The 24742-nt window shown below is 45.3% G+C and carries 15 protein-coding genes; 12 read left to right on the top strand and 3 right to left on the bottom strand.

Annotated features, from left to right (window positions below; all coding sequences use genetic code 11):
• The first annotated feature begins 48 nt into the window (after positions 1-48).
• On the top strand, positions 49-1782 hold the full coding sequence (gene menD, locus LZG94_RS09840) for a 2-succinyl-5-enolpyruvyl-6-hydroxy-3-cyclohexene-1-carboxylic-acid synthase (protein WP_233791733.1): 1734 nt from the start codon (positions 49-51) through the stop codon (positions 1780-1782).
• Here the strand turns inward: menD and LZG94_RS09835 are convergent.
• Positions 1766-2749 (bottom strand): tetratricopeptide repeat protein, encoded by a 984-nt coding sequence (locus LZG94_RS09835; protein ID WP_233791732.1) that lies wholly within the window; start codon positions 2747-2749, stop codon positions 1766-1768. The genes menD and LZG94_RS09835 overlap by 17 nt on opposite strands.
• Before the next feature lie 485 nt (positions 2750-3234).
• Here LZG94_RS09835 and LZG94_RS09830 point away from each other — a divergent pair, with 485 nt between their 5' ends.
• From LZG94_RS09830 to trmB, 6 genes are all read left to right on the top strand, one after another.
• On the top strand, positions 3235-6252 hold the full coding sequence (locus LZG94_RS09830) for a tetratricopeptide repeat protein (RefSeq protein WP_233791731.1): 3018 nt from the start codon (positions 3235-3237) through the stop codon (positions 6250-6252).
• A gap of 35 nt (positions 6253-6287) precedes the next feature.
• Positions 6288-7955: a TonB-dependent receptor gene (locus LZG94_RS09825; protein WP_233791730.1), complete on the top strand. Its 1668-nt coding sequence runs from the start codon at positions 6288-6290 to the stop codon at positions 7953-7955.
• Positions 7956-7985: 30 nt separating this feature from the next.
• On the top strand, positions 7986-9050 hold the full coding sequence (locus LZG94_RS09820; protein ID WP_233791729.1) for an SPOR domain-containing protein: 1065 nt from the start codon (positions 7986-7988) through the stop codon (positions 9048-9050).
• An 86-nt stretch (positions 9051-9136) separates the two neighbouring features.
• On the top strand, positions 9137-10063 hold the full coding sequence (locus LZG94_RS09815; protein ID WP_233791728.1) for a hypothetical protein: 927 nt from the start codon (positions 9137-9139) through the stop codon (positions 10061-10063).
• 4 nt (positions 10064-10067) lie between these two features.
• The gene (locus tag LZG94_RS09810; RefSeq protein WP_233791727.1) at positions 10068-11369 is read left to right on the top strand and encodes a folylpolyglutamate synthase/dihydrofolate synthase family protein; all 1302 of its coding nucleotides are present in this window, start codon (positions 10068-10070) and stop codon (positions 11367-11369) included.
• Between the two features lie 11 nt (positions 11370-11380).
• Complete coding sequence (gene trmB / locus LZG94_RS09805; protein ID WP_233791726.1) at positions 11381-12040, top strand: tRNA (guanosine(46)-N7)-methyltransferase TrmB; 660 nt, start codon at positions 11381-11383, stop codon at positions 12038-12040.
• A gap of 55 nt (positions 12041-12095) precedes the next feature.
• Here the strand turns inward: trmB and gap are convergent, their stop codons facing one another.
• Positions 12096-13109, bottom strand: a complete 1014-nt coding sequence (gap, locus tag LZG94_RS09800; RefSeq protein WP_215233207.1) for a type I glyceraldehyde-3-phosphate dehydrogenase — start codon at positions 13107-13109, stop codon at positions 12096-12098.
• Between the two features lie 385 nt (positions 13110-13494).
• On the opposite strand from gap, the gene LZG94_RS09795 reads away from it, so the two are divergent.
• The gene (locus LZG94_RS09795; protein WP_233791725.1) at positions 13495-14310 is read left to right on the top strand and encodes a 2,3,4,5-tetrahydropyridine-2,6-dicarboxylate N-succinyltransferase; all 816 of its coding nucleotides are present in this window, start codon (positions 13495-13497) and stop codon (positions 14308-14310) included.
• Between the two features lie 159 nt (positions 14311-14469).
• Positions 14470-14847 (top strand): helix-turn-helix transcriptional regulator, encoded by a 378-nt coding sequence (locus LZG94_RS09790; RefSeq protein WP_255700627.1) that lies wholly within the window; start codon positions 14470-14472, stop codon positions 14845-14847.
• 16 nt (positions 14848-14863) lie between these two features.
• Here LZG94_RS09790 and LZG94_RS09785 read toward each other — a convergent pair whose 3' ends face one another.
• Positions 14864-16657, bottom strand: coding sequence for a gliding motility-associated C-terminal domain-containing protein (locus tag LZG94_RS09785; protein ID WP_233791723.1), 1794 nt, complete (start codon positions 16655-16657; stop codon positions 14864-14866).
• 508 nt (positions 16658-17165) lie between these two features.
• On the opposite strand from LZG94_RS09785, the gene LZG94_RS09780 reads away from it, so the two are divergent.
• The 3 genes from LZG94_RS09780 to LZG94_RS09770 all read left to right on the top strand — a co-directional run bounded on the left by LZG94_RS09780 (position 17166) and on the right by LZG94_RS09770 (position 24601).
• On the top strand, positions 17166-20399 hold the full coding sequence (locus LZG94_RS09780; RefSeq protein ID WP_233791722.1) for a TonB-dependent receptor: 3234 nt from the start codon (positions 17166-17168) through the stop codon (positions 20397-20399).
• 11 nt (positions 20400-20410) lie between these two features.
• Positions 20411-21919: a RagB/SusD family nutrient uptake outer membrane protein gene (locus tag LZG94_RS09775; protein ID WP_233791721.1), complete on the top strand. Its 1509-nt coding sequence runs from the start codon at positions 20411-20413 to the stop codon at positions 21917-21919.
• Between the two features lie 384 nt (positions 21920-22303).
• The gene (locus LZG94_RS09770; protein WP_233792094.1) at positions 22304-24601 is read left to right on the top strand and encodes a PSD1 and planctomycete cytochrome C domain-containing protein; all 2298 of its coding nucleotides are present in this window, start codon (positions 22304-22306) and stop codon (positions 24599-24601) included.
• Positions 24602-24742 lie beyond the last annotated feature (141 nt).

Here is a 24742-nt window from a genome sequence, read left to right as displayed (position 1 = left end):
ATTTATAATTATAAAATAGCCTCATAAGAGGCTATTTTTGTTTCTGATATGGCCATTCTACAACCTCTGATTGATTTAGCTTCGGTATGCTTCGCGCACGGTGTGCGCCATGTAATCGTATCTCCTGGCTCTCGCAGTGCCGCACTGACACTGGCATTTGTTCGCCACAGGGGCTTTCAAATGCATACTTGCATGGATGAACGCTCAGCGGCGTTTATCGGCCTAGGAATCGCGCAGCAACTGAATATGCCAGTGGTATTAATATGTACCTCAGGCAGTGCCGCATATAACTTCGCGCCCGCAGTGGCAGAAGCATTTTTCCAACATATCCCATTGGTTGTTCTCACGGCAGACAGGCCCAAGGAGTGGCAGCATCAACTCGACGGCCAAACTATTTACCAATCTGATGTTTACGGGCGGCACGTCAAGCAATCGCATGAAATCGCGCCTGACTACCAGCACAAGGATGTGCAGTGGGCGATTAATCGTATTGTAAATGAGGCTCTCATATCTGCTTCTTCTAAGCCCTGTGGACCTGTTCATATCAACATTCCTATTCGCGAGCCATTTTATCCGCTTGAAACGGATCTTTTTGAGCCATCGGAGCAAATCCGCATTATTGAGAAGGTAAAAACGACTGCAACACTATCTACCGAAATGTGGCACCAGATCATCGACGAGCTCGAAGATGGGGGCAGCGTACTGATAGCAGGCGGGCAGGCGAGATTTGATCAGGAATTGAGCGAAAGCTTGGAAAAAATAGCGGAGGAGTGGGGGATTCCTGTTTTGGGTGATTGTATATCAAATCTTAAATTAAAAGCACATTTTATTGGCAGCCACGATTTGTTTTTAGGTTCGGAAAATGCTGCCCAGCTACGCCCGGATTTACTTATTACATTTGGTTTATCGTTTCTTTCTAAAGAATTCAAGCAGTTCATCAGACGAAACCCGCCAAAACAACACTGGCATATTGGTGAAACTGCTGTTTTACCGGATCCTATGCAGGCTTTGACCCGGAATATTCCTGTGGATCCCGCCTATTTCTTCAAGGAGTTATTTGAGAGGGTTGATTATCAGCAATTTGTGCAGCATACTGACTTTGACAGTTTGTCCTTTAACTCAGCAAAATGGGATGCTCTCGAAGCCAACAGTACGACTAGTGTGGTTAAGTATATAACAAATCTAAATACGTTAAATGATTTAACATCGATAGATTGTATTTTTAAGTTTTTAAATACGGGATGTCAGTTACATGTGGCAAATAGTATGGCGGTTCGCTATGTCAATACATTGCGTTTTGATAACCAGATAGGAGAGGTGTTTGCTAACAGAGGAACGAGCGGGATTGACGGATGTGTGAGTACGGCAATCGGCGCAGCAAGGGTCAATAATTTGCCTACACTGCTGATTGTCGGAGACGTCGCGTTCCTGTATGATAGAAATGGTTTGCTCGCCCCTCCACTCCCTGATAATCTCAAAATTGTTGTATTGAACAATGGCGGCGGAAACATATTCCGGATGATCGACGGACCAGGCGCCTTGCCAGAAATGGAAGAATTTTTCGAGACCCGACATTCGTACACTGCCCGCCGCACCTGCGAGGACTCGGGAATTAGCTATTTCAGCGTTAAGGATTTGCCGTCGCTTGAAGAAATTCTCAAACTGTTCCTGCAAGCTCCGAAAATAAGCCTGATTGAAATTTTTACCGATCCTTACGAAAATGAAAGGGTGTGGAAAGGGTTGAAGGCGACGGTAAGAAGCGACCTTAGCGGCAATGCTTAGCAGCCAGTTGAACCGCCACTGAGTCCTTCAAAATAATACCCTGTTTCCAGATTTTGCAAGCATCGTCGATTTGCTTGTTGTCAAGGTACGCTTGTCCTGCAAGTCCGTAGAGCTGGTCCACAGGTTCGGCAATGTCGATTGCTTTCAGATAATTTTTGAGCGCCTCCGCTGGCATTTTTTTCTGGGCATAGTATATACCCACGTTTCTCAATGCATATCCGTTGCGAGGCTGTTTATCAAGTGCCCGCTCCACCAGCTTTTTTCCTTCTTCCAATGCTCCCGTCATGAGCAGAACATAGCCTTTGTTATTTAGGGAATAGGCATCGTCTGGCTGAGTGCTCAGCACTTTGTCGAAGCAGGCCAGCGCCCGCTGCCAATCCTTTTCTTTGGATAATATTAACCCAAGATTGTTCAGTGCCTGCGGATGGCTGGAGTCTAAGGCTAACGCTTTCTCGAAATCGGATTTGGCGGCAGGGTAGGATTTCATTCGGTAATATAATGCTCCCCGATTTACGTAGGCTTCAACATTTGATTTGTCCAGGCTGATTGCTTTGTCGTACTCTGAAATGGCAAGCTGATCCGTTCCTCTTGTACTCAAGAGGTCACCTTTGATCAAATAAAACCGGGAAGAGTCTTTATATTCCTTTTCAATTTGTGCCAGATCTTCCAGGGATTCATTGATCTTCCCGATATTTAACCCAGCTTCCGCCCTAACGAGATTTGCTTGTACAAGTGTAGGGTCAATTGCGATCGCCTCTGTTAAAATCTCATAGGCTTCTTCTGCCCGATTCATTTTTAATAAAGTTATCCCTTTGTTAAGATAGGCGTCCGAAAAATCTGCATTTTTGGCAATTGCTTCGTCGTATAACCGAAGCGCTTCGGCATAATTGTTTTGCGTAAGAGAAACATTGGCTTTCAGGAAAAAATCAGCAGCGTCTTTCTTATCCTGGCCTCCACAGCTGAACATTATATTAGCTAAAAAAATTAGTATTATAGTTAGTATTGGATTGACTTTCATGATGTTAGATTATTTATTTTAATATGAGATACATAAAGGATATACCCCATCAGGATCTCAAAATTGGTGTTTATCGATGGAACAACAAATACATTATTAAAATCGAGCTGGGTCTGCTTGAACAGACTTACAAAATTGAAGAGTACGAAATACAAGATATTGCAGACTTGGAGGGTTGTTTAGATGAGGCCTTTCTCAATTCCGTGCTAATCAAATTCAGTGAAATGCAGCGTGATTTCCAAGAGACCTTACATCGGAATAACGTATTGTTCTAAATGTAAAAATCGGCTTTTGAGTCAACGTATACGGTTTTAATGCACATTTCGTTAGTTATCAAACCATTTCAGGCGGTAATTGTGCGCAGAGGTAATCTTATATAAAAGGATATGGTCCATCGCAGTATAATAATTCAAAAATCCACCAACTCAGCTTCTATGGTATTAAAATGTAGCGCTTCGGCGCTCGGATTGCTTTTAAGTGCGGGTACAACTTATGTATCAGCTCAAAACACGCTCAGTATCACCGAGCCCGAAGCTCATTTCAGGAACGGGCTTGAATATTATGAGAAGTCTAACTACGTCGCGGCCAGGCAGGAATTCGGCGAGTTCTTAAATACACAGGATAAGTTGCTGAGTACAAGCGACTATAATAAGGTGACAGCTGAATATTATGTGGCCGTCACGGGTTTATACCTGAATTACCCTGAGGCAGAGGTTCAGGTAGATCGCTTTGTAAAGAATCACGCAGAGCATCCCAAAGCGCAACAGGTTTATGGTGATCTCGGCCGTTATTATTACAATGCCGGTAACCACGAAAAAGCGATTACCTACCTGGAAAAGGCGGTGCAGACACCTGCTTCGGGAAGTTCCCGGTCGGAGAGCGCGTACCAGCTAGCAATGTCCTATTACAACACGCAGCAGCCGGACCTGGCATTGCCGTTATTTAATCAGGTTAAGAATGATGTGTCCTTTACTAATTCAGGGGATGCATCTTTTTATGCTGGTGTTATCAATTACCAAAAAAATAATTTCAGTGCAGCACTGGAAGATTTCCGGCGGGTGGAGGAGCATCCTTACTATAAAAATGAAGCGCCTAACTGGATCATTTCATCCATGTATCAGCTGAAAGAGTTTGACCAGTTGACACAGTATGGAGAGAAGATCCTGGGACAGCAGCGCGGCAATACTAAGTTGGATGACGTTGCACTCTACGTGGCAGAGGTATATTATGAAAAAGGGGATTACGCAGCGGCAGTTAAAGCATACGATAGATATAAGCGTATGCGCCCAGGCACGATGCGGCCCGCAGTTGCATTGCATTACGGACATTCGCAGTTCAGAAGCAATAATTATGAAGCTACAATAACGACATTAAAGCCAGTTGCAACAGGCAAGGATTCTGTTTCGCAGTACGCATCTTATCTCCTGGGAATCAGTTACTTAAAGACTAATGCTTTAAGTAATGCTTTAACATCATTTGACAATGCATCACGGTTAGACTTCAACGATGTAGTGCAGGAGGAAGCCTCGTACAACCACGCAAAAGTGCAGTTGGAAACAGGCAACAACCAGGAGGCAGTAAAGGAGTTTACCGGATTCATTGCTAAATTCCCTCAGAGCAAGCACAAGGAAGAGGCGACCGAACTTATTGCCGAGGGTTATGCAAATTCAAGCAATAGCTCCGGAGCGATTAAATATATTGAGGGGCTCCAAACAAGGAATGCTAAAATAAATGGTACTTACCAGCGCTTGACATTCAACCAAGGAGTAGCGGATTTCAATCAGGAGAAGTTTGCAGAGGCAGTTGTGATGTTTGACAAATCGCTTAAAGTCCCGATCGATCCGGAAATCCATACGTCGGCAACTTACTACAAGGCGGAGTCAGTGTATGGTTTGAAAAAGATTGACGAGGCGGCGGCGCTTTACCAGCAAATTTCCAAAAACCCGAAAGCAGGGATTTATGCTAAGAAGAGCTTGTACGCATTGGGCTACATTTATTACAACCAAAAGAAATATGCTCAAGCGTTGCCATACTTTAAGGAATTCACAAACAATATAGAAGGGATGGATGCGCAGATGATCGAAGATGCACATTCACGTTTGGCGGACTGTTACCTGGCAGCGAAAAATTACAATGAAGCGATCCGGACCTACGAGCAGGTTGCGTCGAAGGGAAAAGTGGATAAGGATTACGCGATCTTTCAAAAAGGCCGGGCTTACGTTTATATGAACCGCGAGGCAGAAGCTCGTAAGCAGTTTGAGATGGTAGTAACTCAATACAAGAATTCTCGCTATATCGACGATGCGTATTTTCAGATGGCCGATATTGATTTTCAAAACCAGAGCTACTCGGCAGCTGTAAAAGGATTTACCAGGATGATCAATGAGGCACCGAAAAGCTTCATGATTCCGGCAGCGTTGCTACGTCGCGCGCAGTCGTATTACAACTTACAAGTATACGAACAGGCGATTGTCGATTTTAGAAAGATCCTGACAGAATATTCAGATTCTCCGTCTGCAAGCAGCGCGCTGGAAGGTATCCAGGAAAGCTATACTGCGGTTGGGCGGCCGGAAGAATTTACGCAAGTGCTTGGTGTGGTCCGCAAGAACAATCCAGGGAACGAGAAACTGGAAGAGGTGGAATTTGACAATGTCAGGAACCTCTATTATGCTGAGAAATATGAAAATGCGATTCAGGCACTGCAGGCATTTCAATCCAGTTATCCTGCGAGCAAGCATAAGTATGACGCAAGTTACTTCATCGCATCGTCTTACGATAAGTTGGGTCGGGTAAATGAAGCATTGCAGGCTTATAGTCTGGTTGTGCAGGAAAACCGGTCCACGTTTGTAGCCGCTTCCGCGCAGCGCTCTGCGGAGCTCGAAATTGGACGAGGCAACTTTAACAATGCAGTTACCAATTTCCGCGTACTGCTCCGTAATTCCGAAAACAAAAAGGAACAGACGCAGGCCTGGATCGGCTTGATGGATACTTATTATACATTGAAAAGCTACGATTCCACTTTGTATTACGCCAAAGAGGTTATCAATGTAGGTAATGTGGTTCCTGGCGGGGTCGGTAAAGCGCAGTTGTATTTAGGTAAAGTTCCTTATGAAAAAGGTGATCTTGGCAAAGCGGCGGAGGAATTTAAGAAGGTAGCCAACTCTTCCAAAGATGAATTTGGAGCTGAGGCCAGCTACTGGAATGCGATGGTGCTTTTTAAACAAAAGAAATACAAGGAGGCGGAAACAGCGATTATTGAGCTGGGAAAAGCATTTGAAGGTTTTGATTTCTGGCGCGCCAGATCTTTCATCTTGCTGGCTGATGTGTATGCAGGTTTAAATGAGATCGGACAGGCAAAGGCTACGCTCAATTCGATCATCGAAAATTCAGATGATAAGGAAGCAGTTGAGCTGGCGAAGGAAAAGCTGACGCAGATCGAGAAGTTAAAGTAATTCACCCCGTCGATTAACAGAAAATATTCATACTGATGATTAGAATCCAAGCATCAAAAATTGCCCTGCTTTCTCTTGCCTCTGTATTTGTTGCAAACTATGCATTTGCGCAAAGAGGAGAAATTGAAAGCCAAACTTACGAGATCGTCAAAGAAAAGAGCATTGAGTTTGCTCCGGCTAACCGCGTTTTTGATAAAGTGCAGCCTATTAAGGGCGAGACCGGGAAAACCAAGGTTAACTATGAGATTATTGATCCAAAGATTAATATATCCTCGCCGAAGCTAACACCGTCAGTAGCGGCTTCGACCGATGAGAAAAGGAATGAGGAGAAAGATGTCCTTAATAACTATGTAAAGCTCGGAGGCGGTAATTACGGCCGGTTTCTGGGAGAAGCGTTTGTAGGTGGGCGTCCTTCAGAAGACCTCGCGTTTACTACTCAGTTAAAGCACTTATCTGCTGCAAACGGGCCGGTTGACGGAAAGAACTCGGCGAATGCTGCTACCAATATCAAATTGGGTGGCAAATACATTCGCAGTACCTACAAGGTTGAGGCGAATCTGGAATATGACCGGAAGAATTACTATTTCTACGGATATCAGCCGCAACCTGAGGGCATTATGGTTGACCGGGACACGATCAGACAGACGGTTAATCAGTTTGGTGTAAATCTTGGCTTTGAAAATACGGATGCATCGGTACTCGTCGATTATTCTGTTAAAACCAGCCTTAATTCGCTGCGTGACCGTTATAGCGCCTCGGAATTGGATTGGGGTACAAAATTAATGGCCTCCGTGCCCATTTCTGAAAGTTTCTATGCTTTGCTTGAAGCCGATGCGTTTCTTTCGCAGCGCATTGATATGTTTACTTACCAACGGAATCTTTTTCGGGTGAAGCCTACATTCAAATATGTAACAGAGGCATTCACGGTTTCGGCCGGACTTAACGTTGTTAATGACACGGATAGCGAGTTAAAAATCAATAAAACAAAAGCTTTTCCAGCATTGAATGTGGATGTAACTCCCTTGCCGGGCCTGCATATTTTTGCTGGCTGGAATGGTGATATCGTAAGAAATACGTTGAGAAGTATGTTAAGTGAAAATCAGTGGTTGGGACCGAATGCTTTGATCGTAAACTCGGAAAAAACCTCAGAGATTAGCGGAGGTGTGAAGGGAGAAGTTGCCGGCGGATTTAATTACGAGGGTAAAGTAGCTTATACGAGCTACCGCAACTTTTACAATTTCAACAACTCATTGGTGGATACGTCCAGATTTTCGATCATTTACGATACTGGGAAAACAAAGGTATTAACGATTTCGGCACAGGCTGGCTATAACTTCAACGATGCATTTAAAACTTCTCTGAAAGCGAATTTCTTTGATTACGCAATGGGAAGTGTCGAGGAAGCCTGGCACCGGCCGGACCTTACGATTAACTGGTTCAATGCGCTTACGATCAGCAAAAAGCTATTTGTAACTGCCGATTTTTATATGCTGAGGGGATTAAAAGCGAAAAATTTCCAGAGCGGAGTAGTGACGAAATTACCGGTGATCGCTGACCTGAATTTCAAGATAGACTACCTGTTAACCAAGAACTTCTCTGCATTTGTGTCACTGAACAATGTGTTTGGCAAGCAATATCAACGCTATCTGTACTACCCGCAGCAGGGCCTGAACTTTATTGGAGGATTGTCATTTTCTTTTTAACTTCGTCGAGTTAACTTCAAAAAGTGCTTCATGATCGCCGTTGAAAACGTTTTAAGAAAACTCATTACTGAATACGAGTTTGTAATTATTCCGGGATTCGGGGCCCTTATTTCCCATCACATTCCGGCTACTTACGACAAAAGCTCGGGTCTCTTCTCGCCTCCTGCGAAGAAGCTGGCCTTTAATGAATATCTTAAATTGGATGACGGCCTGTTGGCAAATTACATTTCAAGGCAGGAAAAATGGTCACATACAGAAGCGGTCGATTTTGTAAAGCGATTTACGGATCAGTTGCGTTCGACATTGGAAGCAAATGGACAAGCTACAATTCCGGGAGTTGGTGAATTTGAGAAGAATGTAGAGGGAAAGCTTGTTTTTGAACCGAAGACCGAGAAGTACTTTAAAGACGAATGGTACGGTTTCGAGAAAATCAAGGTAAAGCACTTTAACAAAGTCGTTGCGGCCAAAGCTATTGCAGATCAATATGCAGTAGAGGAGGAAGTGGAGGTACTTGCAGGTGACGAAGACAATGTGCGTTCAGTGAATTGGGTTCGCTGGGTAGCCGCTGCGGTAATTACAGGCTTGCTTTGCGGACTGAGCTTTTTCATGGTCAATTCAGATAACCGGGATATTCAAAGTACATTGAATCCGTTCACCGAGCTTTTTGCCAAAACTGAAAAAGTAGAGAAAGCGCCGGTAAAAGAAGTTGAGACCATCGTAGTTGAACCGACTACTGTTGTTCCCGAAGCTGCTGTTAAAGTAGTAACTCCGACAATCGACTCAGCTGGGACCGCTGCAACTACCGCAGCACCTGACCCAATAGCAGCTGCTCCGGTAGTTGCCACGACGTCGAAATTCTATGTTGTTGCAGGCGCATTTAAAGGGCCGAGACAGGCAAAGGTTCTGCTGGAAGATTTAAAAGCGAAAGGATTTGAAGAAGCACTGATCATCCCCGGCGATAAGTACAGCACGAAAGTTAAAGTTGCCACGAGCGTCTATAATACTGAAAAAGAAGCCTATCGAGCTTCGGCCAAACTGAAATCAGTCATCGGCCAGCCTGGCTGGGTTTATAAGTTAAAGAAAAAGAATCTGTAATACCGAGAGGAAGCGAAAGCTTCCTTTTTTGTTGCATACGAATTTTGTTAAATTTACGTTTTCGAGGAAATTATAAATAGCGTAAAATGGTCACATTACAAGCAGAAGATCGCCAAAGAATTGCTGTTTCCTGGGCCTGGTCCTTCGGGATCACGGCGGCTATGCTCGCGATATTCTTTTTTATCCGCCTGAGCAGCTCAATGCCCAAGGTAGAGCCGATGGAGCTTTTTGTGGAGGTCAACTACGGGACCGACAAGGTTGGAAAAGGAGATATTCAAACTTTCAATAAGCCAAATGACAGTAAGGTCGCGCAGAATATGCGTGCCGATGCAGATGACGTTAAAAAGGTAAAATCGGTATCAACTCCAAAACCAACACCTCCGACGCCACCTAAGATAGAGTCGCCTAAGCCTACAAAAACGGTTGCAGAGAAGCCTGTTATTGCTTCAAAGCAGGAGAGCCCGGTAGAAGCGCCGGAAAAGGCTGACGTTAAAAAATCGACCGGAGCGGAAAGCGCTTCTGCACCTGTTGCGAAGCCAACTCCTGAAAAGCCCGTCAATAGAGACGCGTTGTTTACCAAATCTTCAGGCAGTAAGTCAGGCAGCAATGGGACAAACGGAACGCAAAGCGGAGTAGGCGGGAACAATAACGGGGACGATGCGGAAGGTGTAGGTGACAAAGGTTCTAAAACCGGAAGCCTGTTCGCCAAAACTTATAAGGGAGAAGGAGGCGGTGGCGGCACTGCGGTAGGGTTAAGCCTATCTGGGTGGAGTTGGTCAAGAAGACCAGTTGTAGACGATAATTCGGACGCTACCGGTGATATTACTTTCAAGATTACAGTGGATAAAAACGGTCGCGTCAAGAACATAGTCACGGCGAGCACTACTGTCACAGATTATGCAGTGGTGAACAAATATAAAAGTGCAGTAAGAGAATTGACCTTTATTCCAAAATCGGCAAATGTTCCAGACGAATCAGTTGGAACGCTTACCTTTAAAATCCGGTCTAAATAAGCAAATGAGTTACCAGGAGACGCTGGAATATCTGTACAGCAGATTGCCCGTATTTCAGAACATTGGAGCCCGTGCCTTTAAGCCGGGCCTTTTTACTACCCAGGAGCTGTGCAAATCACTTGGAAATCCTGAGAAAGCTTACCCCATTATTCATGTTGGCGGAACAAACGGGAAGGGGAGCACCTCGCATATGCTTGCGGCTATTTTACAACAATCCGGCTACAAAGTTGGGCTTTATACTTCCCCTCATTTAAAAGATTTTAGGGAAAGAATCCGGGTGAACGGAGCGCACATCACCGAAGAATTCGTAGTTGAATTTACCAGTGGTATTAAATCTAACATTGATAGATTAGATCCTTCTTTCTTCGAGGTAACAGTCGCATTGGCATTTAGCTATTTTAGAGACCGTCAGGTTGATATTGCTGTGATAGAGGTTGGGATGGGCGGACGTCTTGATTCCACTAATGTTATCACGCCAATTTTATCCTTAATCACCAATGTAAGTTTGGATCACACCCAATTTCTGGGTAATACCCTTCCGGAGATAGCGGCAGAGAAAGCGGGTATTATTAAGGAAAAGGTCCCGGTGGTGATCAGCGAATACCAGGAGGAGAATATTGCCAATGTATTCATCAATAAAGCATCTTCTCTCGAAGCCCCGATTACATTCGGCTCTCAGCAATATCTTACTGAAAGCAGTGGTGTGGATGACGGTAAACTGATTGCCAACGCCGAGAGATTGGGTTCCGAAATCACTGAGCGTGAGGACTTACGTTTAGACCTGACCGGTTCGTATCAGTTACGAAATCTGGCAGGGGTTTTGACAGCGCGGGATGTTTTAAAATCACAGGGTTGGAATATCCCACCGGGGGCAGTTCGTGCTGCACTTAGCCAGGTTGTTCCTCTTACCGGGTTAAAAGGTCGCTGGCAAAAAATAGCCGATCAGCCTTTCGTAGTGTGTGATACTGCCCATAATGTAGGTGGTTTAACCGAGACGATCGCGCAGTTTACAAGCCTCCCGCATAAGAATCTTCGGTTCGTTATCGGATTTGTAAAAGATAAGGATATTGGCGCGATACTGAAGCTTCTTCCGCTCGATGCGGTTTATTACTTTTGTCACCCTGGTAATTTGAGAGCTCTGGATGCGTCGGAACTGGCCTCTGCCGCATTGGAGCAGGGTTTACGAGGAGAGGTATTCGAAGATGTAAATGCGGCATTGAAGCAAGCAGTGGCTGATTCAGACTCGACAGATATTATTTACGTAGGAGGCAGTACATTCATTGTGGCTGACCTCGATCAATTATAGTGTTTATTTGAATGACAAGGAGAAAATTACATCATTACAATTTTAGTGCGCAGGCAGCGAATGTAATCGAAGCGGGAAAGCCGCTCTACGAGCAAATTAAAGGAAAGTGGAACGAGATCTATTTTGAAAATAGTAACCCGATCGTGGTTGAGCTGGCTTGTGGAAAAGGAGAATATACGGTTGGCCTTGGTCAGAAGTTTCCGGAAAAGAATTTCATCGGAATGGACATCAAAGGCGACCGGATTGCAAGAGGAAGCGCGGTTGCTACTGAGTATGGTTTGAATAATGTTGCTTTTCTGAGAGCCGGAATCCAATATTCTCACGAATTCTTTGGGGAAAACGAGCTGGATGAGATCTGGCTTATTCACCCGGATCCGCAAGTTCGTGAAAGGGACGAGAATAAAAGACTGACAAATCCCAATTTTCTGTGTAAGTACGCTGAATTCATCCGGCCAGGCGGGCTGTTTTGTTTAAAAACAGATAGTACTTTCTTGTATGAATACACCCTTGAAACAATCAGCAATACCAGCCGGTACAAGATACTTGAACATACCGACGATCTGTATCAGTCGCCGTTGCTAGACGAGCATTATGGTGTCAAGACGCACTACGAGTCAATATTCACGAAAAAGGGTTACAGTATTAAATACATAAAAACCCAGCTAATATAAAAGCCGCCAGTCTTTCGACCAGCGGCTTTCAATTAACTTCAAGTACTTCAATATATTATTTTCCGATCAGGCTCGCAAAGTAGTACACTGTTCTTACAAGCTGTGAAACGTAAGACATTTCGTTGTCGTACCAGCTTACAGTCCTAACCAGTTGAGTATCACCTACTTTCTGAACTCTTGTCTGCGTTGCGTCGAACAAAGAGCCGTAGCTGATACCGATAATATCGCTGCTCACGATCTCATCTTCTGTATATCCGTAACTTTCGTTGGAAGCTGCTTTCATGGCTGCGTTGATCTCTTCAACAGAAGTTTCTTTGCCAAGAATTACAGTCAATTCAGTTAATGAACCTGTCAGGGTAGGTACGCGTTGTGCAGAACCGTCCAGTTTACCTTTCAAAGAAGGCAATACAAGACCTATCGCTTTTGCGGCACCAGTACTGTTTGGAACGATGTTCTGTGCAGCTGCACGAGCTCTTCTCAAATCGCCTTTTGCGTGAGGAGAATCCTGTGTATTCTGATCGTTGGTGTATGCGTGAATCGTCGTCATCAAACCGTTCACAATACCGAATTTTTCTTCCAGAACCTGCGCCATTGGAGCAAGACAGTTGGTAGTACAAGACGCGCCGCTGATGATTGTTTCAGAACCATCAAGAATATTATGGTTAACGTTGAAAACGATAGTTTTCAAATCGCCTGTTGCAGGAGCAGAGATAACTACTTTCTTCGCGCCAGCTTTGATGTGAGCACTTGCTGATTCCTGGCTTGTAAAAAATCCTGTACATTCAAGAACAACATCAACATCATGTGAGCCCCAGGGAATTTGTGAAGGGTCACGCTGTGCGTAGATCACAATATTTTCGCCGTTGACGGTTACCGAGTTTTCAGTTGATTTAACTTCCGCGTCAAAACGACCTTGTGCGGTATCATATTTAAGAAGGTGAGCAAGCACCTTTGGGCTCGTTAGATCATTTATGGCAACTATCTCAATACCTTCCATATTGTATATCTGGCGATATACAAGGCGACCGATGCGGCCGAAACCATTGATTGCGACTTTAACTGTAGACATATCTTATTTGATTGGTTAATTCAATGCAAAAATAACAAAAATGAGGGTATTTGCACGAAATAGACGGTAATAATGCGGTTTTAAAGGCATCCGAAGATATTTACTACTGATTTTAGCAAATTCTATCCGTACCAATACTATTAGTATTTTCGTAAGTTTACTAACCATGATAGTATATATTATTGGCGAATATCTTACTTAATCTATTGTTTGTTTTGTTATCCATGTCTTATATTGCGTCATCGTCTGGTAATTTGAGCTTTTTCTAAGGGCTCTCCGCCTAATTCTCACACCTGGTTTTGTGAAACGAATTTTATTTTGTTAAGATACCTAACAGACTGAATATAATTACTTTAAATAATATACATTAATCTATTGCTTTAACATGAGTATTGAGGAAACAATTGAAAACTACTGGAACAACAGAGAGCTTTTAAAAGAGGAGAAGGCTAAAAGCTATATCTCAGATCTTATTGAAGAAGTTGACAAAGGCAGACTTCGGGTAGCAGAGCCGCAGCCCGACGGGACATGGTTAGTTAACCAAGCGCTAAAAAAAGCGATCATTCTCTATTTCCCAATTCAGCAAATGAAAACTACTGAATTGGGTATTTTCGAGTATCACGACAAAATGAAACTAAAAACGGGCTACGAGCAATTGGGCGTTCGTGTAGTCCCTCCGGCTGTGGCGAGATACGGTGCCTACATTTCCAAGGGTGTAATATTAATGCCGTCGTATGTCAACATCGGCGCGTACATAGATGAAGGAACAATGGTCGACACTTGGGCGACTGTGGGAAGCTGTGCGCAGATCGGGAAAAACGTACATTTAAGTGGCGGAGTAGGAATAGGAGGGGTGCTGGAACCAGTGCAAGCTGCGCCTGTTATAATTGAAGACGGTGCATTTATAGGTTCAAGATGTATTGTAGTGGAAGGCGCTCACGTGGGTAAAAGAGCTGTACTCGGAGCTGGCGTGACAATAACCGGTAGTTCAAAAATCATCGATGTTACTGGCCCTGAACCAGTTGAATACAAAGGTTTTGTTCCAGAAGACTCCGTTGTGATTCCAGGAATGCTTCCAAAGGAATTCGCTGCTGGTACTTATCACGTTCCTTGCGCATTAATCATTGGTAAGCGTAAACCAAGTACCGATTTGAAAACATCGCTAAATGACGCCCTGAGAGACAATCAGGTCGCTATCTAAATAGCTTATTTAATCTAAGTCAACTAAATGCGGTGCCCAGGTGCCGCATTTTTTTTTCGTTCTTTCGGGTAATTTACATTTGTACTTGTTGGACAGAATTGATAGTATTACATTTGTATATTAAATGTCAATTTAGTTTTGTGTATTTAGTTTACAATTATGAATTTAAGCGATAAAATAAAACGAATACTCACGGATAAAGCGATTTCGCCCTCGATATTCGCTGATGAGATTGGTGTACAGCGATCGAGTATGTCACATATATTGGCTGGGCGAAATAAGCCTAGTCTGGAAATGGTGCAAAAAATCGTGAAACGCTTTCCGGAATTAGGATTGGAATGGATACTGGACGAAAATGACCTGCCAGAATCGGCCACTACACCAACGCCCACAGCAGCGAGAAAAATAGTCGCACCAAATGCAAATAAGAATGTGGTACAGTCCCGGCCGGCAACAGTCATCACACCTGAAAAGAAGGTTGCAAAGATCGTAGTCTTTTATACCGACGGCACTTTTAAGGAATTTAACGAAGCTTAGGCAGGCATAACAAGTGCTACTTGAGAAGCATCACTGTTCCGGTCAGATCCCGATCGACTGTTTTTATCACATAGGGATAAGTGCCTGCGGGCAACGGCTCTTCTTTGTAAGTCCCGTTCCACGGCGTGGTATAACCTGACGACAGATAGATCAAGGTGCCCCAGCGGTTATATATCCGTACTTCGACGATCTGATCCTTCGCATTGAATATTTCGAACGTGTCGTTTCGCCCATCGTTATCGGGCGAGAAGGCAGTAGGAATATGCATTTTATCAATCACGTAAACGTGGGTAGAATCCTGAAAAACGCACCCATTCGCAGTCGTGACCGTCAGGACATAAGTAGTATCTAAAAACGGCCCGACGGTCGCATTCTTACCAGCCGGGTCAGACATCAATCCGTAAGACGGCGACCACTCAAAACTATGGTTTCCATCAGGTGGCAATAATATCGGTGCAAGCGTGGTCCGCGATCCTTCCAGGAGCCCCTTTCTTTCCGGCAGTGAAACCAGCAGGTTTTCCTCACTGATCGCAAGTGTATCTATTCCCTGGCACCCCGCACTTTCATTCGTAATGACGATTTTATAAGTGCCCGGTTCCGATATCTCCAAAGCAGGGTCTGTATGGGGCAGGCCCGCATTATCTTTCGCCCAGGTGAGCTTCTCTCCGTTCAATATAGATCCGCCATTCGCCAGCAGGATCATCGTTTTTCCAGCACACAATACATCCTGATCCGAAGAAATGAGTGCTTCAATTGGTTTCGAAAAGCCGGCTTTCACCATTTGAGAAGTTGTATCCCGGGAGCATTTCTTAGTATAACTCTTGATAACAGAATACGTGCCTGAATCTTTAACCATAATACTTGCACCGGTAGCGCCCGGAATATTCAAACCGTTCAACTGCCACTGATAAGACCAGTCCTGCGAAGCCTCAGTCTTCAGTTGTATCGGACTCTCAGGGCAGAATGTAATTTCACCTGCGGGCTGATCGTTGTGCATGATGATAGGCTGGGCAGGCTGGTCGCCATTGCAATCGATCACGAGTAGCTGAAAGTCCCGCCGGACCAGACCAATCAGTTTACCATTCCGAAATTCTTCCACCTGGATCGCAAAAACATACAGACCAATGCTGCCCGCAGTGACGGTTAAGATACCGGCATTGGAAATACGCAAGGGACTCGGTCCGGGAATCACATTCGTGAGAGATATTGAATTCGTCCAGGTCACGAGCGGGTAGGGCCTTACTGGCGCGATCGTTCCAAAAGGTTCTTCCGGTGTCGTTGAGCCGCGCATCGGGTTTACCAGCGAATAGCGTAATTCGTCTCCATCTGCATCGGTCGCGCTCATATTCATCGAAAACGGGCGGTTCGCACAAATGTATTGACCATTAGGAACAACGAAAGAAGGGGAAGAATTGGGTACCGAAAGGGGAGGAAATTCAAGATAAAAAACGGTACCGTTTTCTCCGGGGCCTATTATATTATCAATATCCGCATTGCGGCAGCACCTTTCCCATACCATATAATAGCCTCCCGCGTCTGAATATTCCGTGGGATCTAGTCTGAGTGTACCTGTGTAAACACCGACTGATACACTAAGCGCCCGGCTGGTAGCACAGGCCCTGTTTTGAAATGCGACGAGTTCGGAGGAACGAAAACCGACCCGCAGATTGCCCATCAACCGGTTATTGCTTTTCTGATAAATATAAATATCCGCGTTATCGTCCCTGTTACCGCCATTATTGGGGCTGGGAATGACCAGCCCATTCGTATCCCAAAACTGAATAAGCCGGATTTCGAAGGTATTAGCCACACTCGTCTTATTCATCTGCAACTCGCCTCCGACTATGTGATTGCCGTTAGCGTCAAAAGACAGATAAATTAACAGTGTTAGAACTAAGAGGTTTCGGAGTATAGAGCAATTCATAGGCGTCTGATACAGGGCTTTAGACCCGTTAAAGTTAGTCAATCAAAACGGCATCTATGAGTGCCTGTAAACATATTTCGTGGGCAAATTATATTAATTGTTCCTTTCATACACTTTTTGGTTTTTACCGGACAGAACAGGACAGTACCCTTTGCATTTCACTATACTTTTCGAGAATAAGTACAATTCAAATCAAAAATTGTACTTATTTTAGTAAGCGCTAATATGTATCCCTTCTGTATCATGCATTTGTCAAAACTCCTCTGCACCACAGCCGATGCATACAGCGCGTCATTTTTTTTCCATCAAACCCACCAATCTATGCCAGAAAGGACAAAACCACCAATCCCTGTTAGTCATGACCTGTGTTTAACTAAAATCAAATCCTAGACTTATGAATTTACCTCGACTAATGAATTACAAACCCTGCCTCAAAGTACTCCCGAAAGTGGTACTCGCACAGGTGTTTGTAGGTATCTTATTTACCGGCCCGACATTCGCCGGACCTGACCAGCCTGGTCGCATTGCAGCAACCCATGCTACCGTTGACCGTACCGTGAAAGGCCAGGTTAATGACGATAAGGGGCTTGCACTTCCGGGTGTTAGTGTGATTCTTAAAGGTTCCAGCTCGGGTACGGTAACGACGACCGATGGAACGTATTCTCTGGACATTCCGGAATCTGGAAGCAACGTGCTTGTGTTCTCATTTGTGGGTTACCTGAGCAAAGAAGTGACCGTCGGAAATCAATCGACGATCGACATTCAGCTCGCGGTTGATACCAAGGCGCTTGAAGAAGTAGTAGTAGTTGGTTATGGTACACAGCGCAAGCGGGATATTACCTCGGCGCTTTCTGTAATCAATATTGACGACATCGGCGAAGTACCGAAGTCCAACGTAACGCGGATGATCCAGGGACAGGCTGCCGGTGTGATTATCAAGCAAAAAAGCGGTGCCCCTGGTCAGCAGTTTGAAGTGAAGGTGCGCGGTATCAGTTCTTTGGGAGCTGGCAGCGATCCTTTGTATGTTATCGACGGTTTTCCAGTGGGTATTTCAGTAGGTCAAAACCTCAACCCAAATGACATCGAAACGATTTCTGTATTAAAAGATGCAGCATCAACGGCGATCTATGGTGCGCGCGGCTCGAACGGTGTTGTTCTCATCACGACCAAATCCGCAAAAGAAGGTAAGACTTCCCTCAACGTTTCTGTTGATTATGGTGTGCAAAATGTGCCTGAATCTAGAAAAACCAAGGTTTTGAACGGACAGGATTTCGCCCAGTTTAAAAAGGAAGTTTTTGAAGGTCGCTTCTTGCTGGCCAACAAAAGGAACCCGACATTGGAAGAGATACCCATTGACTTCCGTAACCCGGAACAAACAAAGTATTCTACCAACTGGTTTGACCTGATCCTCCATAACAATGCGCCCTACACGGACGTGAACGTAACACTTTCGTCCGGTACAGGCCCGATCAAATCGGTGATCTCGGCGGGTTATTACAAAGAAGCGGGTGCATTGCAGCACACGGATTATGACCGTGCTTCTCTTCGTACTAACCTGATGGGTGATGTAAACAAGTTCATTAAAATGGGTGTGAATATCGCTGGTAGCTATTCAAGATCCAGCCTTGCAAGTACGGACGGACGTAATGCACAGGTTGGGTTAACACTGATCGCCGACCCGCGTTACCCTGCGTACGATGAAAAAGGTGAACTCATTCCTTATTATAATGGTGTAGGTGACGTATTCGGATTCCCTAATCCATTGTATATGCTGAAAAACATCAACCGCGACCGGAATATCGCTGATGTACTGGCTAATGGTTATGTCGAACTAAGCATCCTACCCGGTTTAAAATTCAGATCTTCTTTGAATACCAAGATCAATTATAACAGGTACAAGGAATACATTCCGTCGACAATCGGACTTCCGGTTGCGACAGGTGCGAACGGAGCGCCTCCGCGTATTGCCACAGCACGTGACGATTCTGAGGAATTGCGCAACTACGCAACTGACCAGTTGCTGACCTACGATCTGAACATTGGAGAAAACCACCATTTCGACGCATTGCTGGGTTATACTGCTCAACAGGAAACTGTGAAAGGTTTGTACGGAAGTGGTAACACATTCCCCGACGATTTGACCCCTTACCTGGGTAATGCAACGATCCGTTCTTCCAACTCTATCGAAAGAACATGGACGATGATCGGTTACATGGCGCGTGCCAACTACTCTTTCAAGGACAAATATTTGCTTTCTGCATCTATCCGTCGGGAAGGTAGCTCACGTTTCAGCGAAGGTCACCAGTTCGGTAACTTCCCTGCGGCTTCTGTGGGTTGGAGGATCTCGGAAGAGAGTTTCATTCCAAAAGCTGCGTGGTTGTCAGATTTGAAACTGCGTGCAAGCTGGGGTATGACGGGTAACAACAGTTATGCGGTTAGTGCCAATAATAACTTTGGTGTGGGTCAAAATGCGGGTGACGATGGAAACTACGCGAGCCTTGCATTCCTTGGAATTAACAACTACGTACTGGGTAACTCACTCGCTTCCGGTAAAACGGTTACGCGTTTCGCTAACTCAGAGCTGTCGTGGGAAAAGTCAAACCAGCTGAACATCGGTCTTGACCTTGCTACTTTCAATAACAGCCTTGTGTTTACTTTGGAATACTACAAAAAGATCACCGACGATATGTTGCTCGGTTACAGCATTCCAGCGATCTCAGGATTTACTTCAACCCTGAAAAACCTGGGTAAAGTGCAGAACCAGGGAGTTGAATTTGCAGCTAACTACCGCATTAAACTCGGAAAAGTTAACCTGCGTACCAATGCGAACGTAACTGTGAACAGAAACAAGGTACTTGCGATCAGAGGACAAAACGACTTTATCCTCCAAGGTAGCCAGTACGGCGGTTACAACATCCAACAGGTTGGACAGCCAATCGGGATGATCTTCGGATACCGCAAACTCGGTATCTTCAATACAGAGGAAGAGATCAAAAAAGCGCCATTGCAGGAAGGTGCAGTACCGGGAGCAATGATATTCGCCGATTTGCATGGAGCTGCCGATGGCGGTCCTGACGGAATCGTTTCTTACGATACAAAGGATATGACCATTATCGGTAACCCGAACCCTAAATTCAACTGGGCGTGGACCGTAGCTGCTGACTACAAGCGTTTCGATGTGAGTGTATTGTTCATGGGCGCTTATGATTTCGATATCTACCGGAACATAGAAGCATCTACCATGAATATGGACGGTGTGTTCAACGTACTGGAAAAAGCGAAAGATCGTTGGAGATCTCCACAAAATCCTGGTTCAAATCCTGGCGCGAAGAATTCACAAGGTGGTACCGACTATTTCAAATGGTCACGTGAAAGCAGCGAGCGCTATGTGTACGATGGAACACATACCTGGATCAAAAACGTAACAATCGGCTACACGATCCCGAAAGTAAAAGGAATTTTGTCTGACGCGCGCATATTCATCAATGCTGCCAACCTATTCCTGATCACGAAATATCCTGGAAATAACCCTGATGCCGGCGTACGCGGCGGGACTGAGCTCAACAATGACGATGAGTCTTATCCTGTCCCAAGAACATTCTCAGCCGGATTAAAAGTGAACTTCTAAAAACTTTGGAAATGAAAAGCAAAATAATAATAGGAATAATCGCACTTGGGCTCATGCAGTCTTCCTGCAGTGAGGACTTCCTCAACCAGACGGACCCGACCAAAGTAGGCGTAGGTGTGTTCTACAAAAACGAAGCGCAGGTGAAGCAGGCATTGAACGGGGTTTACGGACAGGTTCAGAGCATTACCAACACCGGCTATCTCTTCGGCGAGTTCCAGACTGACAATACCACGATCGACCTTAACCCGTCGGACCGCGGTGGTGCGGGTGGCTGGGAAGCATTTGAATATGGTACTGTGAACTCGGGTAACGGTGAAATAGCGACGCTGTGGAACAACTACTATGCGACGCTTTATAACCTCAACCTCACACTGGAAAAAATGGTCGACGCGACCATGGAAGACGGACCGAGAAAGGAAATAGAAGGTCAGCTTAAATTTTTAAGAGGTTACCTGTATTTCAATCTGGTTCAGTATTTCGGTGATGTGGTGATCGTTACTTCCACACTTGCTACACCTGACCCGGCATTTGATCTGATCAGAGCGCCTCAGGCGGAAGTTTGGGCGCAGGTTGAAAAAGATCTGAAAGAGGCTGCGGCTTTATTGCCTGCCAAATACACGAATGCTGCCGACAAAGGCCGCGTGACGAAAGGTGCAGCGCTGGGTCTTTTGGGTAAATCATATCTGACATTGAAAAGATATGCAGATGCGGTGACCACTTTGAAAGAAGTAACGACGCTGGGCTATTCGCTGAATGCCAACTATGCGGATAACTTCGATCCGTCGCCGGCTAAAAAGAATGGTCCCGAATCGCTTTTCGAAATTCAGTACCAGGGTGATAATGACCTTGGCGAATGGAGCAATTTCCAGTATGTTTTCGCTCCGAGGGTTTCAAGAGGCGCGGTTACAGGTTATGCGGCCGGTGGTAATGGTGGAAGAAATTCTCCCAGCAATGATATCATTATGGCTTACGAAAAAGGCGATCTGCGTAAAGATATCTCTCTTAAAACGAGCTTTACGCTGGATGGAAAAGAGTATCCGGTACCTTATGTGGCTAAATACAACTACCCGCATACCATTTTGGGACGTACCAATACCAACTGGCCGATCCTGCGCTATGCCGACGTGTTGCTGATGCTTGCAGAAGCGATCAACGAGCAAACCGGCCCGACTGGCGAAGCTGCCGATTATGTGAACCAGGTTCGTAAACGTGTTGGACTTGCTGCATTACCTACGTTGGACAAAGCTGCATTCAGAACAGCTGTGTTGAACGAACGCAGGCTTGAACTAGCATTCGAAAACCACCGCTGGTTTGACCTGAAAAGAACAATGACACCTGCACAATGGGCTGCATTCATGAATGCGCACGGTGCGCGCGAAAGAGCGAAACCGACCATTGACAGAGGAAATGTTCCTTTTAACTCTACGGATTATGTATTCACTGAAAACGAATACGTACTCCCGATCCCGGCGCCTCAGATTCTGATTAATCCGAAATTGACGCAGAATCCAGGTTATTAATGCATTTACCGGACTAATCAGGCTGGGTCACCAGTCCGGTTAGTCCGGCATTTTTTCTCTTTTACCTTAATGTCTCTTTTATACACATTCTGATAAACCCTGTAACTATTACAGGCAGCGGTTCGTTACTACACTAATATTATCTTTGCCAATTTTCACTATCTCCGAATTATTATTTCAAAAATCTACAAAGACCCGGTGTGTGATGCTTGATCAGTGCAAGACAGAACAGGACAGCATGCGGCTCCTTTCCTTTTTAATTTGTAAAATATTTCAGCATCCCCGATACTGAATATTCCTAAACCCCTAATTTTTTTCATTGTGTTACTTCAAGCAAACGAAACATTCTGGCTTTGGCAATTTTTAGGTCGATTGCACCCATTAATGGTGCATTTCCCGATCGGCCTTTTGCTGGTCGCCCTTTTACTGGAAATACTGGATTGGAAACGCAAGTCTGCCGGACTACGCGAAGCAACCCGGATCGTAACATGGATTGGAGCAGGAAGCGCGCTCACAGCAGTGATATTCGGTCTGTTACTCGCAGAAGCCGAAGATGCTTCCGGTACCAGTTTTGAAATCCATAAATGGTCGGGTATAGCCACCATGGCGCTCGCCGTTGCGGCATCATTTGCATTGCGCGCTCGAAACCGCTCTGTTTTTCGCTCTCTGCTTTTCGTAACCGTATTTGGCGTTTCATTCGCGGGACATTACGGCGCCATGCTTACCCACGGCGACGATTATCTTTCCAGCACATTACCTTCCTCCGGTGAACCACAAGAGCCGGCCGGAACAGACGAAGCTGACTTTGTACTTACTAATACTGGCGCATTGAACCCACAGCAGGTACAGGACCTGAACGTCGAAGTGCGGTCAATACTGGCGCATAACTGTTACAGCTGCCACAGCGAAACCAAAACGAAAGGTGATCTTCGGCTCGACAGCAAAGATGCAATCATGAAAGGCGGCGAAGGCGGCCCGGTGGTTGTCCCGAATCACCCCGACAAAAGCGAAATGATCAGACGGATCAGTTTGCCGAAAGGCGATAAGGAAGCAATGCCTACCAAAGGCAAAAGATTGACCGAACGGGAAGTAAACGTATTGAAATTTTGGATTGAAAAAGGTGCATTGTGGCCGGAAGGTGAGCAGAAAAGCATTTACCGCGTAGCCGCGCTGGAACCAAGAATGCCGACTGTTCCTTCACCCACCGCAGAGTTGAACAAACCGGTCGACCTGTTTGTGAATGCCTATTTTAAGAAAAATAACATCTCCTGGAAACCGGTGGTTGACGACCGCATTTACATCCGCCGCGTTTACCTTGATATTATCGGCTTGCTTCCCCCACCTGAAAAAGTAGATGCATTCGTAGCAGATACCCGTCCTGACAAACGCGAAGTGCTGGCGAGAGAACTTCTGAGCCGCAATGACGACTACGCGCAGCATTGGATGTCGTTCTGGAACGATGCGCTCCGTAACGATTACTCGGGAACGGGCTACATTACCGGTGGCCGGTTCGATATTACGAAATGGCTGTATAGTTCTTTACAGGTCAACAAGCCTTATAACTGGTTTGTGAAAGAGCTGATCAGTCCTAATAAAGAGTCGGAAGGATTTATAAAAGGAATTAAATGGCGGGGCACGATCAATTCGAGTCAGCGCACCGAGATGCAGGCAGCGCAGAATGTATCGCAGGTATTCCTGGGCCTGAACCTGAAATGCGCTTCCTGCCACGACAGTTTTGTAAGTGACTGGAAACTTGCGGACGCTTATGCATTCGCAAATATCTTCGCTGATACACTGCTTGAAATAAACCGTTGTGATAAACCGACCGGAAAAATCGCGGGTACGAAGATGCTGTTCCCTGAACTGGGCGAGATCAGTGTAGATGCAAATACCGAAACGCGCCTCCGCCAATTGGCCGATTTCCTAGTGCAGCCGAAAGACGGAAGACTTTACCGTACTGTAACGAATAGGATCTGGGCGCAGCTGCTTGGCCGCGGGATTATCGAGCCGGTGGATGTGATGGACAATATGCCATGGAGCGAAGATCTGCTCGACTGGCTGTCTTCGGATTTCGTTGCAAATGGTTATGATATGAAAAAGCTGATCTACACGATCGTGACTTCCAAAACCTATCAGCTGCCTTCCACTTCGGTGAAAGAGGCAAATGATATCATGGCCAATGATTTCAAATTTACCGGTATGGTGAGAAAGAGACTTTCTGCTGAGCAGTTCTCGGATGCGATCAGTGTTGCCTTCAAACCGATGTATGCTGACTCGGCGATTATGTACAAGCGACTGCCGGAAGATATCAAATCTCGGATGCCATTTGCCCGCGCAGCCTTCGTGAAAAACGATCCGTTCCTGACTTCGCTGGGAAGACCGAACCGGGAAACCGTTAGCACCAGCCGAACGTCGCAGGCGAATCTTTTGCAGGCGCTTGAACTGACGAACGGAAACAAATTCACGCATACCCTGAAACTGGGATCAAAGGAATGGAAGGCGAAATATCCCACGACCGACTCACTGATTACCGCACTTTACCGAAAATCACTCGGGCGCGAACCTTTACCAAAAGAGCTGGCCGCTGCCAAAAAAATCCTTGGTCCAACTCCTAATGAAGAAGGTATTCAGGATCTGGTTTGGGCGATCGCACTTGTGCCGGAATTTCAGTTGATCTATTAAAGTAAAGTCAGGTACAGCCAGATTGATATTATCAAAAGTCTTAACCTTAGAATACATATCAGATAGTTACGAACATTTAGTATGTATTAAACAAACGATTATTATTTTTAATATTAAAAGTATATATCTTTTGTTAAGATA

This window comes from Dyadobacter sp. CY343 (assembly GCF_021390335.1).
Classification (GTDB): Bacteria; Bacteroidota; Bacteroidia; order Cytophagales; family Spirosomataceae; genus Dyadobacter.
This window is presented reverse-complemented; position numbering and strand designations above follow the sequence as displayed.

Bases quoted from the DNA above. Each gene is read 5' to 3' on its own strand.
- LZG94_RS09775 (WP_233791721.1), top strand. From the start codon at position 20,411: ATGAAAAGCAAAATAATAATAGGAATAATCGCACTTGGGCTCATGCAG.
- LZG94_RS09770 (WP_233792094.1), top strand. From the start codon at position 22,304: ATGGTGCATTTCCCGATCGGCCTTTTGCTGGTCGCCCTTTTACTGGAA.
- LZG94_RS09810 (WP_233791727.1), top strand. From the start codon at position 10,068: ATGAGTTACCAGGAGACGCTGGAATATCTGTACAGCAGATTGCCCGTA.
- LZG94_RS09820 (WP_233791729.1), top strand. From the start codon at position 7,986: ATGATCGCCGTTGAAAACGTTTTAAGAAAACTCATTACTGAATACGAG.
- LZG94_RS09830 (WP_233791731.1), top strand. From the start codon at position 3,235: ATGGTATTAAAATGTAGCGCTTCGGCGCTCGGATTGCTTTTAAGTGCG.
- LZG94_RS09795 (WP_233791725.1), top strand. From the start codon at position 13,495: ATGAGTATTGAGGAAACAATTGAAAACTACTGGAACAACAGAGAGCTT.
- LZG94_RS09835 (WP_233791732.1), bottom strand. From the start codon at position 2,749: ATGTTCAGCTGTGGAGGCCAGGATAAGAAAGACGCTGCTGATTTTTTC.
- gap (WP_215233207.1), bottom strand. From the start codon at position 13,109: ATGTCTACAGTTAAAGTCGCAATCAATGGTTTCGGCCGCATCGGTCGC.
- LZG94_RS09815 (WP_233791728.1), top strand. From the start codon at position 9,137: ATGGTCACATTACAAGCAGAAGATCGCCAAAGAATTGCTGTTTCCTGG.
- trmB (WP_233791726.1), top strand. From the start codon at position 11,381: ATGACAAGGAGAAAATTACATCATTACAATTTTAGTGCGCAGGCAGCG.
- menD (WP_233791733.1), top strand. From the start codon at position 49: ATGGCCATTCTACAACCTCTGATTGATTTAGCTTCGGTATGCTTCGCG.
- LZG94_RS09780 (WP_233791722.1), top strand. From the start codon at position 17,166: ATGAATTTACCTCGACTAATGAATTACAAACCCTGCCTCAAAGTACTC.
- LZG94_RS09825 (WP_233791730.1), top strand. From the start codon at position 6,288: ATGATTAGAATCCAAGCATCAAAAATTGCCCTGCTTTCTCTTGCCTCT.
- LZG94_RS09790 (WP_255700627.1), top strand. From the start codon at position 14,470: ATGAATTTAAGCGATAAAATAAAACGAATACTCACGGATAAAGCGATT.